Source organism: Paenibacillus sp. IITD108 (assembly GCF_036541265.1).
In the GTDB taxonomy this organism is placed as follows: domain Bacteria; phylum Bacillota; class Bacilli; order Paenibacillales; family Paenibacillaceae; genus Pristimantibacillus.
This window is the reverse complement of record NZ_JAZHCT010000001.1, coordinates 27,988-44,984: the sequence shown is the minus strand read 5'-3', so window position 1 is coordinate 44,984 and position 16,997 is coordinate 27,988. Positions and strand designations below refer to the sequence as shown.

17 protein-coding genes are annotated in these 16,997 nt (G+C 45.7%); all 17 read left to right on the top strand.

Annotation, left to right across the window (positions count from 1 at the left end; genetic code table 11):
• Positions 1-3 precede the first annotated feature (3 nt).
• The 17 genes from minD (at position 4) to V1L65_RS00135 (ending at position 16,932) form a co-directional block, all read left to right on the top strand.
• The gene (gene minD, locus V1L65_RS00215) at positions 4-795 is read left to right on the top strand and encodes a septum site-determining protein MinD (RefSeq protein WP_331697027.1); all 792 of its coding nucleotides are present in this window, start codon (positions 4-6) and stop codon (positions 793-795) included.
• A gap of 7 nt (positions 796-802) precedes the next feature.
• Positions 803-1,948 carry an FtsW/RodA/SpoVE family cell cycle protein gene (locus tag V1L65_RS00210; protein WP_331697026.1) on the top strand — a complete coding sequence of 382 codons (1,146 nt, stop codon included), beginning with the start codon at positions 803-805 and terminating at the stop codon, positions 1,946-1,948.
• Positions 1,949-2,315: 367 nt separating this feature from the next.
• Positions 2,316-3,134, top strand: coding sequence for a M23 family metallopeptidase (locus V1L65_RS00205; RefSeq protein ID WP_331697025.1), 819 nt, complete (start codon positions 2,316-2,318; stop codon positions 3,132-3,134).
• On the top strand, positions 3,127-4,008 hold the full coding sequence (locus V1L65_RS00200) for a M50 family metallopeptidase (protein ID WP_331697024.1): 882 nt from the start codon (positions 3,127-3,129) through the stop codon (positions 4,006-4,008). The genes V1L65_RS00205 and V1L65_RS00200 overlap by 8 nt, the downstream gene beginning before the upstream one ends.
• Before the next feature lie 35 nt (positions 4,009-4,043).
• Positions 4,044-5,264: an Rne/Rng family ribonuclease gene (locus tag V1L65_RS00195; RefSeq protein ID WP_331697023.1), complete on the top strand. Its 1,221-nt coding sequence runs from the start codon at positions 4,044-4,046 to the stop codon at positions 5,262-5,264.
• Positions 5,265-5,437: 173 nt separating this feature from the next.
• Positions 5,438-5,749 (top strand): 50S ribosomal protein L21, encoded by a 312-nt coding sequence (gene rplU / locus V1L65_RS00190; RefSeq protein WP_331697022.1) that lies wholly within the window; start codon positions 5,438-5,440, stop codon positions 5,747-5,749.
• A 13-nt stretch (positions 5,750-5,762) separates the two neighbouring features.
• Positions 5,763-6,098 (top strand): ribosomal-processing cysteine protease Prp, encoded by a 336-nt coding sequence (locus V1L65_RS00185; protein WP_331697021.1) that lies wholly within the window; start codon positions 5,763-5,765, stop codon positions 6,096-6,098.
• A gap of 38 nt (positions 6,099-6,136) precedes the next feature.
• Complete coding sequence (gene rpmA / locus V1L65_RS00180) at positions 6,137-6,433, top strand: 50S ribosomal protein L27 (RefSeq protein WP_331697322.1); 297 nt, start codon at positions 6,137-6,139, stop codon at positions 6,431-6,433.
• Positions 6,434-6,549: 116 nt separating this feature from the next.
• On the top strand, positions 6,550-7,287 hold the full coding sequence (locus V1L65_RS00175) for a Spo0B domain-containing protein (RefSeq protein ID WP_331697020.1): 738 nt from the start codon (positions 6,550-6,552) through the stop codon (positions 7,285-7,287).
• 13 nt (positions 7,288-7,300) lie between these two features.
• The gene (obgE, locus tag V1L65_RS00170) at positions 7,301-8,626 is read left to right on the top strand and encodes a GTPase ObgE (RefSeq protein ID WP_331697019.1); all 1,326 of its coding nucleotides are present in this window, start codon (positions 7,301-7,303) and stop codon (positions 8,624-8,626) included.
• 153 nt (positions 8,627-8,779) lie between these two features.
• Positions 8,780-9,217 (top strand): ACT domain-containing protein, encoded by a 438-nt coding sequence (locus V1L65_RS00165; protein WP_331697018.1) that lies wholly within the window; start codon positions 8,780-8,782, stop codon positions 9,215-9,217.
• Positions 9,218-9,240: 23 nt separating this feature from the next.
• Positions 9,241-10,527, top strand: coding sequence for a homoserine dehydrogenase (locus V1L65_RS00160; protein WP_331697017.1), 1,287 nt, complete (start codon positions 9,241-9,243; stop codon positions 10,525-10,527).
• A 4-nt stretch (positions 10,528-10,531) separates the two neighbouring features.
• Positions 10,532-11,509 (top strand): homoserine kinase, encoded by a 978-nt coding sequence (gene thrB / locus V1L65_RS00155; protein WP_331697016.1) that lies wholly within the window; start codon positions 10,532-10,534, stop codon positions 11,507-11,509.
• Positions 11,506-12,387 carry a prephenate dehydratase gene (gene pheA, locus V1L65_RS00150; RefSeq protein ID WP_331697015.1) on the top strand — a complete coding sequence of 294 codons (882 nt, stop codon included), beginning with the start codon at positions 11,506-11,508 and terminating at the stop codon, positions 12,385-12,387. The genes thrB and pheA overlap by 4 nt, the downstream gene beginning before the upstream one ends.
• A 92-nt stretch (positions 12,388-12,479) precedes the next feature.
• Positions 12,480-13,361: a branched-chain-amino-acid transaminase gene (ilvE, locus tag V1L65_RS00145; protein ID WP_331697014.1), complete on the top strand. Its 882-nt coding sequence runs from the start codon at positions 12,480-12,482 to the stop codon at positions 13,359-13,361.
• Positions 13,362-13,757: 396 nt separating this feature from the next.
• Positions 13,758-16,079, top strand: a complete 2,322-nt coding sequence (locus V1L65_RS00140) for a LysM peptidoglycan-binding domain-containing protein (RefSeq protein ID WP_331697013.1) — start codon at positions 13,758-13,760, stop codon at positions 16,077-16,079.
• A gap of 181 nt (positions 16,080-16,260) precedes the next feature.
• A complete protein-coding gene (locus tag V1L65_RS00135) occupies positions 16,261-16,932 on the top strand; it encodes a BofC C-terminal domain-containing protein (RefSeq protein ID WP_331697012.1) in 672 nt (223 codons plus the stop codon).
• The last annotated feature ends 65 nt before the right edge of the window (positions 16,933-16,997 follow it).

Genomic DNA, 16,997 nt, shown 5'->3' with positions numbered 1-16,997 from the left:
ATTATGGGAGAAGCAATCGTAGTCACTTCTGGAAAGGGCGGCGTTGGAAAAACAACGACTTCCGCCAATGTCGCGACAGCGTTAGCTCTATTAGGAAAAAAGGTTTGTATGGTCGATACGGATATCGGGCTCCGCAATTTGGATGTTATTATGGGCCTTGAGAATCGTATTATTTATGATTTAATCGACGTTGCGGACGGAAGATGCCGTTTGAACCAGGCATTAGTCAAAGACAAGCGCTTTGATGAGCTGTATATGCTGCCGGCGGCGCAAACGAAGGATAAGGATGCAATCAAGCCGGAGCAGGTGCGAGAAATTGTTCTGGAGCTGAAGAAGGATCATGATTATGTGATCATCGATTGTCCTGCAGGCATTGAGCAAGGATTCCGCAACGCAATAGCTGGGGCTGACAGAGCGATCGTGGTGACGACACCGGAAAATGCGGCTGTGCGCGATGCCGATCGAGTTATCGGCATTTTGGAGCAGGAGAAAATTCCTTCACGCTTAATTATTAACAGAGTGCGCTCCAATATGGTGAAAAGCGGCGAGATGCTCGATATTGATGAGATTTGCCAAGTGCTTGCTATTGATCTGGTAGGAATAGTTCCCGATGATGAAAAAGTAATTGTCGCCTCGAATACAGGCGAGCCGACTGTTATGAACCCGGCATCACGAGCAGCTATTGCTTATCGTAATATAGCAAGGCGTATTCTGGGCGATATGGTTCCGTTGATGCAATTGGATGAAAAAGTAGGAGCCTTCAAGCGTTTCCGCAAGTTTCTAGGGATAGGATGAGTACTGCGTGCTAAACAAAATAAAAAAGCTGGATATAAGCATTTTGCTCATTCTTTGTTGTTTAATGGCTATTAGCGCTATTGTTATTCACAGCGCTACAGCCAATAACCCGATGTATGCACAAACTCCCGTTAAGCAAATCATTTTTTTTGTACTCGGTTTTATAATAGCGATATGTTCTGTATTTTTTGACTATCGCATTGTACTTAAAAGCTGGTATATTTTATATGGACTCGGAATAATAATGCTTGCCCTTGTATTTTTCGTCGGTGCAGAGATCAACGGTGCAAAGGGCTGGTTTAAAATAACCGAATCGCTTTATTTTCAGCCTGCCGAAATCGTGAAGATTATTCTCATTATAGGTATTGCATATTTAATGGGCAGGAGACAAGGCGAGAAGCTGGGCTTTATGCGGGACTTGGTGCCGATCGGACTTTTTGCTTTTGTGCCATTCATGCTCGTTATGCTGCAGCCGGATTTGGGCAATGCGATCATTTATATCGTTATCGTTCTGGGCATGCTTTGGATTGGCAATGTGAAGTATGTGCATGTCATGATCGGTGCTACCGTCGTTGTTGCAGGAATTTTTCTGTTTATGTTTTTATTCAATACATTCAATGATGAAATCTATGATTATTTGAATAAAGAGAATAAACGGCATTGGTATGAGCGCATCAATACGTTCATTAATCCTGACGAAGCGACTGCTGATGCGAAGCATCAATCCGAAAATGCACAGATTGCTATCGGCTCCGGCGGCCTTAGCGGCGACGGCTATCTCAATGGCGATATGAAAAATGGCGGATTTGTGCCGTATGCCTATTCAGATTCGATATTCGTAGTAATAGGTGAGGAATTCGGATTTCAAGGAGCGGCAGTATTGCTATTGCTCTATTTTTTATTAATTTACCGGATGATAGTTATCTCTTACCGATGTTATGACATACGTGCTTCCTATATTATTATAGGCATCGTATCGATGTATGTTTTTCAGGTTTTTCAAAATATCGGCATGATGATCGGGCTGATGCCTATTACAGGAATTACGCTCCCTTTCGTCAGCTACGGCGGAACATCGCTAATTCTTAATATGCTTTCAATCGGATTAGTGTTTAGCATCAATGCGCACCAGCAGCTATATGAGCTGGAGTAGCTGAATACGATACGAACATGATAAGTTGTCCTGCAGCTGAAGCGGGGACAGCTTTTTTTGTTAAATTATAAGACTTTATAAGTTTTCACAATAAACTTGTTCTTATCATTCATCGGTAAACGCGCCTTTCCAAAGAACGGCGGAGCCGTTTATCCTTGTGTATCAATTTATGAGCTATTTAAGTTGTATATAAAACGGACATATATTTTTTCAGATTACAGAGGTTGTCCGCATACTTGACTTGCTGCCCTCATACAATGGATAGCAGTACAAGCCTTTTAAAATCGGTAAACATGCTTTCTTCGTTCAAGTGAAGAATGCGGGGCTCCGTTTATTCCAGATAGGCTTGAAGCGGGAGGGAGTCGAAATGTCTCGTAAATGGAAGCAAAGCACTAATCAAAGCACTAATCAAAATCAAGCTGATAATTATAGTATGAAGCCGGCTGATCGAGATCCTGAACGTGATTGGAAGAGCAAGCCAGACCGATGGGCTGCATGGGAGGAGGCTTCGAGCCGGTTTACGAAGCAAACCTATGTGAACGAGCCGGATTGGAGCAGGTTCAGCGATCCGCGCAAAAGATCTGTTTGGTTGAAGGAGCTTGGCTGGAAAACCTTATGTGCCGCATTGCTTTTTGCTGCGATTTGGGGACTGTTTCAATACGATAACAGCTGGACAAAACGAGGACAGGCTTTCGTGAAACAAGCATTGACTGATGAAATTGATTTCGTGGCTGCGGCCGCTTGGTATAAACAGACCTTTGCAGGCTCACCGACATTGCTGCCTATATTTGGTCAGAAGCCGCAAAATGCTGTCGGCGTTGATGCCGAAGTCAAAACAGCTGTCGTCGCCCCACTAGAGCAGGGCGACCTTGTGCGCACCTTTGCAGAGCTGCTTAATGGAATCGAGCTGGCAGCGCCATCGGCCTCTCCGGTAATGGCGATTGAAACCGGACGTGTTATTTTGGTATCGGAGGATCAGGCAAGTATTATGATTCAGCATGCAAATCGAAGGGTGTCAATCTATACCGGACTCGGAGCGGATGTCAAAGTAAACGACTGGGTGGAGGCCGGAGATCAAATCGGAACCTTGCTCAAGTCAAATACCGGCTCACATAGCCTTCTGTATTTTGCAATTAAAGATAATGATCGGTATGTTGACCCGTTGGACGTGATCCCATTTGATTAAATGGCGCGGAATAATTTGGTCCGTACATCCTTTATTCGTCATTCTGATGATTGGCGCCGTAATAACCGGTTACTTTCTGGAATTATTTACGTTATTTATTATAGTGCTTGTTCATGAGCTGGGCCATGTTGCAGCCGCCAGATACTTTGGCTGGACAGTAAGGGAAGTGAAGCTGCTGCCGTTCGGCGGCGTGGCGGAGGTAGAGGAGGCGGGCGGAGTTCCGGCCAAGGAGGAGGCGCTCGTTGCGCTGGCAGGCCCTCTTCAAAATCTGTGGCTGGGATTGCTCGCATGGGGGCTTGGCGCGCTTGGCTTGTGGGATGAGCAGTGGTCAGAGTATGTGTGGCGCGCCAATGCGATGATCGGTCTGTTCAATCTGCTGCCTGTCTATCCTTTGGATGGGGGAAAGCTGATGCAAGCCGCATTAAGTTATATGGTTACCTATTATAGAGCAATGCTTTGGACGATGCGGGTAAGCATGCTCCTTAGCTTGCTCATTGTTATGGCGGCAGTCATTCCGGCTGTCTTGTACAGTACTGGCATTCAGCTTAATTTTTTAATTATCGGTTGCTTTTTACTGGCCTCCAACTGGTCTTACTATCGTAATATCCCCTATTTATTTTTTCGTTTTCTCATATACAGGGAGCGTGTGGCGGAGAAAGCGATAAAAAGCGGTGAAAGCGCTCGAGCGATCATAGTCGGCAGCAAGCAGACCATTATGTCGGTAGCCCGTTTGCTGAAGCGTGAAAAATATCATCTTATCTATTTGATGGAGCCTGGCGGTGCCGGCATGAAGATGATTCCAGAACAGGAAATTGTGAGGGATTGCTTATCTGGCCGAAATCCTTATCGTGCAGTGGAAGAGCTTTTCAGTTAAAATAAAAGAAAAGCTGATGGCAGGTGATTTCGGGAATGCGACAAATGCTAATGCACGCTAATGGGCAAATGCTGCAAACAGTCGTGCTCAAGGATGGGCAGTTGCAGGAATTTTATATGGAACGATCAGGAGAAAGCGGACTGGCCGGCAATGTGTACTTAGGGCGGGTCGTCAATGTGTTGCCAGGAATGCAGGCCGCTTTTGTAGATATTGGACTTTCTAAAAATGCTTTTTTATATATCGATGATTTGCTTCATCCTCATCTGGACAAGCAGCCTGAGCAGAAGCCGTCTATCCAGTCAGTCGTCCATGCCGGGCAGCTTCTAATTGTACAGCTGATTAAGGAGCCGTTAGGCACAAAGGGAGCTCGCGTAACGACACATATTAATCTTCCTGGCCGATCTCTCGTATATATGCCTAGAGCAGATTACATAGGGGTTTCCAAAAAAATAGTTGATGATCAGGCACGGGAATGGCTTCGTCAAATAGGAGAACAGCTGCGGGAAGGCGATGAAGGCATTATTTTGCGAACAGCGGCTGCCAGCGAAAGCGAATCTGCTTTGGCTGCTGATTTTTTTCAGCTGCGAGAGCTTTGGAGAAAAATCGAGGTATATGCCAAGGAGTACAGCTCTCCGATGATTCTGCACAGTGAGGCAGATTTGATGCAGCGGGTTGTCAGAGACCGCCTTACTGCTGATATTGATGAGATATGGATCGATGATCAGGCACGCTATGCCGACGCTTCAGCTCTAGTCGCGCTGATGACACCGTCGCTTACAGACAGGCTGCGGCTGTACAAGAATAAAGGGCAACAGTCGATATTTGAATATTTTCAAGTTGACGAGCAGATGAATTTGGCATTCGGGCGGCGGATACCGTTGGCAAGCGGTGGATACATGATATGGGATGAAACGGAAGCATTGACTGTAATTGATGTCAATACGGGCAAGTTTATTGGCTCGCATGCGCTTGAAGATACTGTTTTTCAAACAAATATGGAGGCAGCGGAGCTGATATCCAGATTGCTGCGCATTAGAGATGTAGGCGGAATCGTTATTATCGATTTTATCGATATGGAGCTGGAAGCAAACAAGCAGCTTATTCTGTCCCGCATGACAGAGGCAGCAAAGGAGGATGGCACGAAATGCTCGATCGTGGGCTGGACGAAGCTGGGCTTGATGGAGCTGACACGAAAAAAATCCCGCGAGAGCAACCTTCACAGAATAAAAGAGGCATGCCATGTTTGCGGGAAATGAATGGCAACTTATAGTTGTATGCCTGTATAATATGTGATATATTATTTAAGTGTATATTTCGTAGCGAATTTGCGAGTATGCAGGTACCGCTCCGATCGGGTTCAAAGCTACCGGATTTATGCTGGTCACCTTGATCAGGCGAGTCTTCAAATTAACAAGGAGGTGCAACCACAATGTTCGCAATTATTGAAACAGGCGGCAAACAGTACAAAGTTCAGGAAGGCGATGTAATCTACATCGAGAAACTGGACAACAACGAAGGTGACAACGTAACTTTCGATCGTGTTCTTGTTGTATCTGGCAAGGATGGTCTAGTAACTGGCTCTCCAGTAGTAGCAGGCGCTACTGTAACTGGCAAGGTTGAAAAACAAGGCAGAGCTAAAAAAATCATCGTATACAAATACAAAGCGAAAAAGAACTACCGTCGCAAGCAAGGTCATCGTCAGCCTTACACGAAAGTAACAATCGACAAAATTCAAGCTTAAGGCGAGTTTTTAGATGATTACTATACTCGTGGAACGAAGCGCTGCTAACAATCGGATTAATCGCTTCACCATAAGCGGACACGCAGATTATGGCGAGCATGGGGAAGATATCGTATGCGCTGCAGTGTCAGCCGTGTCGATCGGAACCGTTAATGCGATTGAGAAGCTGGCCGGAGTTGAGCTGCCGGCACAGATGAAGGACGGATGGCTGAAGTCGAGTATACCGTTATTGAATGATCAAGAAGCGGAAGGCAAAACGCAGCTGTTGCTGGAATCTATGCTTACTATGCTCACATCCATATCAGAATCGTACAGCAAGCATGTTTCTGTAAAGGAACGTAGGAGCTGATTAATTTGAAACGTTTTTTGCAAAGGGAGGGAATTTCTATGTTGCAAATGAATCTTCAACTTTTCGCATCCAAGAAAGGTGTTGGTTCCACAAAGAACGGTCGTGACTCGCACTCCAAGCGTCTTGGCGCTAAGCGTGCTGACGGTCAAATCGTTTCTGGCGGAAGCATCCTGTACCGTCAACGCGGAACAAAAATTCATCCTGGTACTAACGTAGGTATCGGTAAAGATGACACTTTGTTTGCTAAAGTAGACGGTGTTGTGAAATTCGAGCGTTGGGGACGCGATCGTAAAAAAGTCAGCGTATATCCTGTAGCTCAAGCAGTAGAAGCTTAATAACCAAAAGCCCCGCTCAATGCTGAGTTCGGGGCTTTCGCTTTTTTTAATGACCATGCGACTGACGCATGGTATACTGGATAAGCTAGGAAATTAAACAAAGGCAGGTTCTATCCATGCTATCCCAATTTTCTACGCGGCATTATGCTGCATTATCTATATTACTGCCATTGACTGCTGTAATGGTTTGGTCTAGTTATTTTTGGATACATATCGTTTTTATATTGTGGACAGCAGCGGTGTCAGCTTATTGGATATATTCAGAACGAAAGCAGTATGGCGAGAGACAAAAGCGCATCATTCAAACGCTGCAATTGTCGGCAGTTCGCACACTCAATCATCATCGTCATGACTGGATGAATGATTTACAGGTGCTCTATGGCTACGCTCGTCTTCAAAAGCAGGATCGCTGGATGGAATATATGGAGAAGGTTAAGGATAAAATGACTGCTGAGAGCGACATTGCCAAGCTCGGCAATACAGCGCTGATCAGTTATATTCAATCGTTTCGCACACTGACTAATCAATTAACGCTGGACGTTGAAATTGAAGGCAGAATTGTATTGGATGAGATTGTATTAGACAGCGAAAAGATCGCGCAATCTCTTATTGATACGCTGAACGCATATCGTATGCAGGCTATTGCTGGAAGCTTGCAAACCGCTTCATTGAAGCTGCGTTTGTTTACGGATCAAGCCAATCTTTATGCGCAGTTTGTGTATGAAGGCGAAATGGCGGATGAGCGGCGCTGGAAGCAAAGAATAGATGAGCAGTTAAAAGACACACCTGTGAAGCCGGCAGATTCAAAGCTTGACTATACGAGCTTGCTGCTTAAAGCTGAATTGCACGTTTGAACGGAGGTTCGTCATGTTTGTCGATAAAGCGAAAATTTTTGTAAAAGGCGGAGACGGAGGAGATGGGCTAGTATCCTTCCGCCGTGAGAAATATGTAGAGAATGGCGGGCCTGCTGGCGGAGACGGCGGCCGCGGCGGCGATTTGATTTTTGAGGTGGACGAAGGCCTGCGCACATTAATGGACTTTCGTTATCAGAAGCATTTCAAAGCAGAGCGCGGAGAACGAGGAAAAGTAAAAAGCATGATCGGCGCCAGCGCGGACGATACAATTGTCAAGATTCCGCCTGGTACAGTAATTATCGATGATGATACAGGCGCCATTATTGGCGATATGACTCGACATGGACAACAGGTTGTTGTAGCTAAGGGCGGCCGCGGCGGCAGAGGTAATATCCGTTTTGCAACACCTAGCAATCCGGCTCCGTACATTTCAGAAAATGGCGAGCCGGGAGAAGAACGCTGGATTGTGCTTGAGCTTAAAGTAATGGCTGATGTTGGCCTTGTCGGATTTCCAAGCGTAGGCAAATCGACGCTGCTTTCAGTTGTATCGGGCGCAAAGCCTAAAATCGGCGCTTATCATTTTACGACGCTGACGCCTAATCTTGGCGTCGTTGATGTGGGGGACGGCCGCAGCTTTGTAATGGCTGATCTGCCCGGTCTAATTGAAGGAGCACATGAGGGCGTTGGCCTCGGTCATGAATTTTTACGCCATGTAGAGCGGACTAGAGTCATTATTCATGTTGTGGATATGGCAGCTTCTGAAGGGCGCGATCCATTTGATGACTGGCTCAAAATTAATGCCGAGCTCGTTCTCTATAATGATAAGCTAGCGGATCGGCCGCAAATTATTGCAGCTAACAAAATGGACATGCCTGAGGCTGTGGAGCAGCTGGAGCTGTTCAAGCAGCAGCTTGCTGAATACGAGAATGGCCACAAATATCACATCGTTCCAATTTCTTCCTTGACCAAGCAGGGCATACAAGAGCTGCTGTATAAAGCTGCGGATGTGCTCGATGAGTCGCCAGTGGAAACAGCCGTCGAAGAGGTTAAGGAAAATGAGGAGCGCAAAGTATTTACGTTCAAGAAGAAGGAAGAGATGACCTTTACTGTACACAAGGAGGATGACGTTTACGTCGTTGTGAGTGAGGGCATCGAGCGCTTTATGCAGCGTGTTAATTTGAACTCTTACGATGCTGTAATGCGGTTTGCCCGCGTAATGCGCAAGATGGGTGTAGATACTGCGCTTCGCAAAATTGGTGCCAGAGATGGCGATTATGTGCGGATTGGCGATTTTGAATTCGAATTTTTTGAAGGCTCGGACTATAATCCATACGATTAGATGATTGCCTTAAAACTTGCTATTATTGATTTATTGTAATAGCAAGTTTTTTATTTTATCCATTAAACAATTAAAAACCTATTGCCGGATGCGGCTTAATTCGCTATAATGTCCACTATAGGTGTACAAATGTCTTTCTGGGGGATACAAACAATGGCGGATCGCTATTTTGTCGTTCGTGAGGATTTGCTGCCCGAAGGAATCGTAAAGACGATTCAAGTGAAGGAAATGCTGAATCGCGGCGAAGCAGTTACTGTACATGAAGCAGTAGAGCGTATCGGCATTAGTCGCAGTGCTTTTTATAAGTATAAAGACGGTGTGTACCCGCTTAGCGAGCTGGCGCGAGATCGTATTGTTACGATTTCGATGGATCTTGAGCATCGGTCCGGCATTTTATCTACTGTGCTTGCTTTAGTTGCAGGACAGAGCGGTAATGTGCTCACGATAAATCAATCCATACCGCTGCAGGGCTTTGCCAATGTTGTTATTTCAGTCGATATTTCAGAAATGTCCGGCGAGCTGACGACGCTTGTTGAACTGCTCCGCAAGCAGCAGGGCGTTCGCAAGGCAGCGGTAATCGGTCAAGGATAATATAAAAAATTGGGGGAATGGAAATGAAGCCAGTTAAGGTAGGATTGTTAGGGCTTGGAACTGTAGGAACTGGAGTCGTACGAATCGTAGAAGGCCATCAGGAGGATTTGCTGAATCAGTCGGGTTCTCCGATACAGATCGAGAAAGTAGCCGTTAGAACGATTAATAAAAGCCGCAGCGTTGCAATCGATGAAAGTAAATTGACGGAAGATCCTTGGGATGTTGTGCGTAATCCGGATATTGACGTAGTGATTGAAGTGATGGGCGGAATTGAACAGACAAAGGAGTATATTATAGAAGCGCTTGAGCGGGGCAAGCATGTCGTAACCGCGAACAAGGATTTAATGGCTCTTTACGGGCCGGAGCTGCTCGAAAAAGCAAAGCAAAGCGGCAGCGATCTTTTCTATGAAGCAAGCGTAGCGGGCGGTATTCCAATCATTCGTACGCTGATCGAAGGGTTCTCCTCTGATCGTCTGACAAAAATTATGGGGATAGTCAACGGAACAACGAACTATATTTTAACTAAAATGAGCCAGGAGGGCGCTACCTATCTCGATGTCCTTAAAGAAGCTCAAGAGCTGGGATATGCGGAGGCTGATCCTACTGCCGATGTCGAAGGCCTTGATGCAGCGCGCAAGATGACAATATTGGCTTCATTAGGTTTCAGATCAACGGTTTCACTGGATCAGGTTTCAGTAAAGGGCATTTCCTCTGTTACGAAGGAAGATATATTGTATGCCAAGCGTCTAGGCTACGAATTGAAGCTGCTTGGCATTGCTGATCGCGACGATGATCTTATCAGCGTAAGCGTACAGCCAACTATGGTGAAGCAGTCTCATCCAATCGCATCTGTCAACGGCGTTTTCAACGCGGTATATGTGTATGGCGAAGCTGTAGGCGAGACAATGTTCTATGGACCAGGCGCAGGCGAGCTTCCGACTGCAACTTCAATCGTTGCTGACCTGGTTGCTGTAGTCAAAAACATAAAACTTGGCGTAAGCGGCAAGCAAGCAAGCTTATCCTACAAACAAAATAAGCTGAAAACGGATGATCAGATCCATTCCAAATACTTTTTGCTTCTGCAGGTAGCTGACCGTGCAGGTGTGCTCGCGCGCATTACTCAAGTATTCGGAGATTACAATGTCAGCCTTGAATCTGTTTTGCAGCATCCAAATGCTGAAAATCCTGAAGCAGAAATCATTATCATCACTCATGATGCTACTAAAGCTTCAGTCAATAAAGTGTTAGATGTGTTTACTACTATGGATGTTGTTCATAAAGTGAAAAGCGTCTATCGAGTGGAAGGTTAATCGAATGGATAAACAACGTGTTATAGTAAAGGTGCCCGCAAGCACTGCCAATTTAGGCCCTGGCTTTGATTCGCTGGGCATGGCGCTTTCCTTGTACGCTTGGATAGAGCTTGGCTATGCTGAGCAAACCAGCTTCGAGCTGCATGGGGAAGGCATGAACGGACTTGCGCAGGACAAAACAAATTTAGTGTATAAAGTAGCGCAGCTTGTATTCAAGGAAGCTGGAGTGAGCATTCCCGAGCTCAGTATTCGCATGTACAGTGAAATTCCATTGACGCGCGGACTGGGCAGCAGTGCGACGGCAATCGTAGGCGCGCTGGCAGCCGCCAATGCGCTGATCGGTTCTCCGCTTTCACAAGATAAGCTGTTTCAAATGGCGACAGCGCTGGAGGGACATCCGGATAATGTAGGAGCCTCCTTGTTTGGCGGTATTGTAGTATCTGCCTGGGATGGAAAGGCTGCACAGCATGTGCGGCTGGAGCCGCCCAAGCAGCTGGAAACGCTCGTAGCTATACCCAATTTTCACCTGGCTACTGAAAAGGCACGCCATGCTTTGCCTGCGCAATTGAATATGTCAGATGCTGTATTCAATATTGGCAGAAGCTCCTTGCTCGTTGCAGCTCTTGCAAGCGGCCAGCTTCAATTGATTCAGCATGCGATGCAGGATCGCTTGCATCAGCCTTATAGGGCTGCTCTCATACCTGGCATGACTGAAATTTTGGAAGCAGCTGTTTCCAAAGGGGCGCTTGGCGCTGCTTTAAGCGGGGCAGGCCCTACGCTTATCGCGTTTGTTGATAAGGATAGCGCGAACAAAGACGAGCTTGAGCAGTTTCTCAAAGCGACGCTGGCGCAGGAAGGCATTGAAGCGGACACGTTATGGCTTGCGCCAAGCTCAAGCGGTCCTGAGGTGATATCCGTACAGGCGGCAGAGGGGAATGCCGGTTCGTTTCTCGATTTGATAAAAGGAGAAGTGCGGATATGAAAACAGTAGCATTGCTGCCGGCCGGATCTGTATCCGATGAGGCAGCCAGACATTTATTTGCAGGCGAACAAATCAATTGGAAGTATCATCGGCTTATATCCGATGTATTTTTATCGACTGCGAACGGTATAAGCACTTATAGCATCATTCCGACTGAAAATACGATCGAGGGTTCAGTGAGCCTGCATATGGACTGGCTCGTGCATGAGGTTGATTTGCCGATACAGGCTGAATGGGTATATCCGTCTATTCAAAATTTAATTGGAAATTATGGGGAATTCCGTTTCTCCAACGGTGAAGTTGATTATTCAAAAATTAAAAAAGTGATCAGCCATCCTGTTGCAATGGCACAATGTTTAAAGTTTTTAAATGAACATTTGCCGCATGCAGAGCGGGAGCATGCAAGCAGCACAGCGGAAGCAGTCAAGCTTGTCAGCAAGCAGCCTGGGGAAGGTGTTGTAGCTTTAGGCACGCTGATTGCTGCCTCGCTTAATCAGTTGGATGTACTGGCCAAAAGTGTAACGGATCATAACAATAATTTTACGCGCTTTGCGCTTGTGGGCAAAGAACCATATAAAGCACGCACCTCCAACCGCATAAAAACGAGTATTCTTATTACGTTGCCAGAGGATTATCCTGGAGCTCTGCACCAGGTGCTGTCTGCTTTTGCCTGGAGACGGATTAACCTGACGCGCATTGAATCGCGCCCTACTAAGAAAAAGCTTGGCAATTACTATTTTTATATCGATATCGAAATGTCACTTGATTCTGTCCTGCTTCCTGCAGCGCTGCAGGAAGTTGAAGCGATTGGCTGTCAGGTTCGTGTTCTTGGCTGCTATCCTGTTTTTTCTTATGAACAGTTATGCATGCAAGAATAAATATAGTACAATACAAGTAATGAGCAAAATTTGCCAAAACAATATTCGATTTTACAATTGTCGACCTAATATTCGGAGGTGTAATAGTAGCAATGGCACAGCAATGGATTTATTTGAACGGGGAGTATGTTACAAAAGAGGATGCAAAAATTTCAGTATATGATCACGGCTTTCTCTATGGTGACGGAATTTTTGAAGGGATCCGGGTATACGAAGGCAATATATTCAAATGCCAGGAGCATTTAGTGCGCCTTTATGACTCCGCCAAGTCTATCATGCTTGATATTCCGCTTTCAATGGAAGAAATGGAAGCAGCATTAATCGAAACATTGCGCCGCAATGAAATGAGAGATGGTTACATTCGCCTAGTCGTTTCTCGCGGACCTGGTAATTTGGGGCTTGATCCGAAGCGCTGCCCGGCTGCTTGGGTTATCATTATTGTGGAGCAGCTCGCTATTTACTCTGAAGAAGCATATCGCAACGGTCTTGTTTCGGTTTCCGTGTCGCAGCGCCGCAATATTCCTGATGCGTTGAATCCAAAGATCAAATCTTTGAATTACTTGAACAATATTTTAGTTAAAATTCAAGCTAATCTTGCCGGCGTAGGCGAGGCCATTATGCTAAACTCCCAGGGCTATGTTGCTGAAGGATCCAGCGATAATATTTTCATTATCAAAAATGGTACTGTATTTACACCGCCTTGCTATGTTGGCGCGCTTGAAGGCATTACCAGAGCAGCCATTATAGAGCTGTGCGAGAAGTTTGGCTACAAGCTGAAGGAAGAGCCATTTACACTGCATGACGTCTATGTGGCAGATGAAGTGTTCTTTACAGGAACAGCGGCAGAGGTTATTGCTGTGCGCGAGGTTGACGGCAGAACGATCGGAGCTGGCAAAGCAGGTCCTATTACGACACATTTATTGCAAGAATTCCGCAAAATAGTTACTGTTGACGGCGTAAAAGCGTTTGACTAATAGCATATCGGTTTTAACCTTAAAAAGGTCTGCATGGAAGCAGGCCTTTTTGCTGTTATATGAAATATCATAAAGAAACGGTAGGCGCCCCCCTCAAAACGGCAAAATGTATATAAATATCATACAGAATCGATCGGTGCTTCCTCAACGCTACTTTTAGTTGGTGCATTTCGCGAAGTAAAGGTATTTCAACAGTCTGAATTCATAGGAGTAATTGACGGAATGCGACTTTTGTAGACAGGTTTGTAGACAAGTTGCTATCATGCCAGTTAATATTTGTTATATTTTTTTGCAAAATTAGGAGAGAGTTGCCCATGTTCTGCATAGGATGTATGGATTGATATGAGGCATTAGCCGTGCCGAATGATTAAGAACGTGACAGGAGGTAATAAGTAAGTGAGAATTCATATTGTCAAATCAGGCGAATCTTTATACCTAATTGGGCAGAAGTATAACGTCTCCGTAGAAGAAATCATGAAATTAAATCCACAAATCAAAGATCCGAACGTAATAGATGCAGGTATGAAAATTAAGCTGCCATCATCCCACACGCAAGGAGGAGGTGGAGGGATGCAAGGTGTCGAGGTAGTGAATCAGCATATTGTCAAACAAGGAGATACATTGTGGAAGCTTTCAAAAGCATGGGGAATTCCTTTGGCCACCTTGATTCATGCGAATCCGCATTTGAAAAATCCGAATGTACTGCTGACGGGAGAAGTTATTAACATACCTAAGGCACATGCAGCTAATTCATCTCATACCGGCAGCCAGGGGGCAAATGCGAATGCTGGCGCAAATGTAGGACCAAATGCAAAGGCAAACACAGGTGCAAACGCGAATGCAAAGGCTAATACTTCATTAATAGAAAAAGCTGCTCCAATTGCCAAGTCGGCCAATGCTATTAAGCAAGGCGTTCAAGGAATTGTCGGTAAGCTGTCGACGACTCCTATTGTCGGCAAGAAAAATACGGCGCCAGCAGCCGAGAAAAAGCCGACTGCGCCAATCGTAGCGCCAGTTGAGCCTGCACCAGCGCCTAAACCGGAACCGGCGGCTATCAAGCCAGCGAAAACTGTTAAGCCTATGGCGCCAACGAAAGTTGAGCCAGCGCAGGTTAATAAACCAATTGAGGCAAACAAAGTTGCGCCTGCTCAGAAAAAGGTTGAGCCGATGGCCAAACCGGCCCCATCTAAGGTGATGCCGGAAGCAATCAAGCCAGCGCCAACGAAAGTAATGCCGCAATCGATCAAACCCGCTGCAACGAAGGTAATGCCGGAAGCAGTGAAGCCGATGCCGAATATGATGGCAGAATCCGTTAAGCCGGCTCCATCCAATATTATGCCGCAATCGTATAAGCCAATGCCAATGAACGTTGCTGAAAAAACGCTGCCAATGTTAAGCCCCGCCGAGAAAAAAATAATGCCATATCAATCTGAATATTTGTCAGAGCTTGAAACGTTCAAGCAGTATAATGTGCCTGCAACTGAAGCCATGGCAAATATGTATGCAAACAATAAAAAAGTATCGCCTTATATGTCGGGTAATGAGTCATTAAAACAATCAGTTTCGCCGTATATGTCAGGCAATGAGTCATTAAAACAATCTGTATCGCCATATATGTCAGGCAACGAGTCATTAAAACAATCTGTATCGCCATATATGTCAGGCAACGAGTCATTAAAACAATCTGTATCACCATATATGTATCAGCCAGTCCCTTATTATTATCAGCCTTGCGGCTGCCATTACGGGTACGGACCTGTGCAGCAGCAAATGTATCCGTATGCAGGGATGTATCAAGCTATGCCGAATGCAAGCAATGTATCGGCACAGTCAATAATGTCAAAAGGAAGCAATGTGTCGGCACAGTCAATGATGCTAAAAGGAAGCAATGTATCGGCACAGTCAATGATGCCAAATGCAAGTAATGTGTCAGCACAGTCAATGATGCCAAATGCAAGTAATGTATCGCCCATGTCGATGATGCCGAATGCAGGCAATGTGCAGGCGCAGTCGATGATGCCCAATGCAGGCAATGTGCAGGCGCAGTCGATGATGCCGAATGCGGGCAATGTGCAGGCGCAATCGATGATGCCGAATGCGGGCAATGTGCAGGCGCAGTCGATGATGCCGAATGCGGGCAATGTGCAGGCGCAATCGATGATGCCGAATGCGGGCAATGTGCAGGCGCAATCGATGATGCCGAATGCGGGCAATGTGCAGGCGCAGTCGATGATGCCGAATGCGGGCAATGTGCAGGCGCAGTCGATGATGCCGAATGCGGGCAATATGCAGGCGCAATTCATGCCTAACGCGAGCAATGTATCGGCGCAGTCTATGCCGAATGCGGATTATATTCAATCGATGTCGACGATGTATCCGCCGCCGGGCTATGGCTACAGCCATTATTCCGACCATTATCCCTCGCAAGCTTTCCAGCCGACCTATACTTCATGGCCCCAAACTCCTGAGTTTGGATGGTCGCCAGATTCATTCGCCAATCAGGCAGCGCTGGCAGAGGATTGCGGATGTGAAAAAAAACGTGATGAGCATTTGCTAACGAATGCAAATGCAAACCAGGCAACGGCGTTTGAAGATTTTACAAACGTGCCAATCAAGGCTTCGACAAAGAAAAGAAAGAAAAAAGTATCCATTAAAACCGTTACGGCGAAAAAAGGAAGCAGCTCAAAAAAGAGCAGCAGCCCATGGATTAAAAGATAGTAAATAAAAAAGTACAGGCGATAAGAGCTGTATCTTTCAGTCAATAAGGAAGAGGAAGCTGCGTTAAGAAACAGGCGGCAGGGCATTCTTTATCAGACTAATGAAACAGCTCTTTATGTATGATGAATAGTTATATAATTATGGAAGCATACTAGCCAAAACAAGTAAGGGAGGCTTCCATATGATGACATTCAGCTTGTGGAAGCAATTGAAGAAAAAGTTGAAGCGTAAAAGAAGGCCGCTTTGGTCCATGTGTGCTGCAACAGCCGTATTGATGGCAGTAATTATTTTATTAGCGACAGCAGAACATACAATGGCCATGCATAGTGCCAATGGACGTTCGACCAGTCATTTGGAGCCTGCTCATGATAAAAGCGTGCTGCAAAAGCTGGAGCAAACGGAGCAGACGCTGCTGGTAAAGCTGCATCGTGTCTTTGTATGCGGAGAAGAGGAGCAGATGCTAGGGGAGCTTTCTCCAAAGCAGGTTATAAATATGCTTACCCAGTATCCGGATTGGACGGCTATATTAAATCAGGATGACCGTTCTGTGCTGCTGGAGCAGCATATTAATGATTTATCAGATTATTGCAAATCCAATGCATATTTTGGTGTGGATCGCCAAGGCAATTTTTCCTTATTTGACGGGCTGCCTGTTAAAGATAAAGTAATGCGTACCTTTTTTCAAATCGACATTCAGTATATGGAAAGCAATTTGCCGCAGGAACGAGTAGACCAGCTTGCAAAAGGCATACGTGTTAACGATATTGACGAATATAACAGCGTTTTGTCCACGTTCAGCGATTTTGCAAAGGAAAGAAACGTGGAAGGCCGCGAAGGAACAGAGCGTTATTAAAAGAAGATCATGCAGACAAGGAGAGCTTGTACCCTACGAGGTACAGGCTCTTTTCTTTTTTAATA

Coding starts and splice junctions, on each gene's coding strand:
- pheA (WP_331697015.1), top strand. CDS start 11,506: ATGAAAACAGTAGCATTGCTGCCGGCCGGATCTGTATCCGATGAGGCA.
- thrB (WP_331697016.1), top strand. CDS start 10,532: ATGGATAAACAACGTGTTATAGTAAAGGTGCCCGCAAGCACTGCCAAT.
- minD (WP_331697027.1), top strand. CDS start 4: ATGGGAGAAGCAATCGTAGTCACTTCTGGAAAGGGCGGCGTTGGAAAA.
- V1L65_RS00165 (WP_331697018.1), top strand. CDS start 8,780: ATGGCGGATCGCTATTTTGTCGTTCGTGAGGATTTGCTGCCCGAAGGA.
- V1L65_RS00205 (WP_331697025.1), top strand. CDS start 2,316: ATGTCTCGTAAATGGAAGCAAAGCACTAATCAAAGCACTAATCAAAAT.
- rplU (WP_331697022.1), top strand. CDS start 5,438: ATGTTCGCAATTATTGAAACAGGCGGCAAACAGTACAAAGTTCAGGAA.
- obgE (WP_331697019.1), top strand. CDS start 7,301: ATGTTTGTCGATAAAGCGAAAATTTTTGTAAAAGGCGGAGACGGAGGA.
- V1L65_RS00175 (WP_331697020.1), top strand. CDS start 6,550: ATGCTATCCCAATTTTCTACGCGGCATTATGCTGCATTATCTATATTA.
- rpmA (WP_331697322.1), top strand. CDS start 6,137: ATGTTGCAAATGAATCTTCAACTTTTCGCATCCAAGAAAGGTGTTGGT.
- V1L65_RS00135 (WP_331697012.1), top strand. CDS start 16,261: ATGATGACATTCAGCTTGTGGAAGCAATTGAAGAAAAAGTTGAAGCGT.
- ilvE (WP_331697014.1), top strand. CDS start 12,480: ATGGCACAGCAATGGATTTATTTGAACGGGGAGTATGTTACAAAAGAG.
- V1L65_RS00160 (WP_331697017.1), top strand. CDS start 9,241: ATGAAGCCAGTTAAGGTAGGATTGTTAGGGCTTGGAACTGTAGGAACT.
- V1L65_RS00195 (WP_331697023.1), top strand. CDS start 4,044: ATGCGACAAATGCTAATGCACGCTAATGGGCAAATGCTGCAAACAGTC.
- V1L65_RS00185 (WP_331697021.1), top strand. CDS start 5,763: ATGATTACTATACTCGTGGAACGAAGCGCTGCTAACAATCGGATTAAT.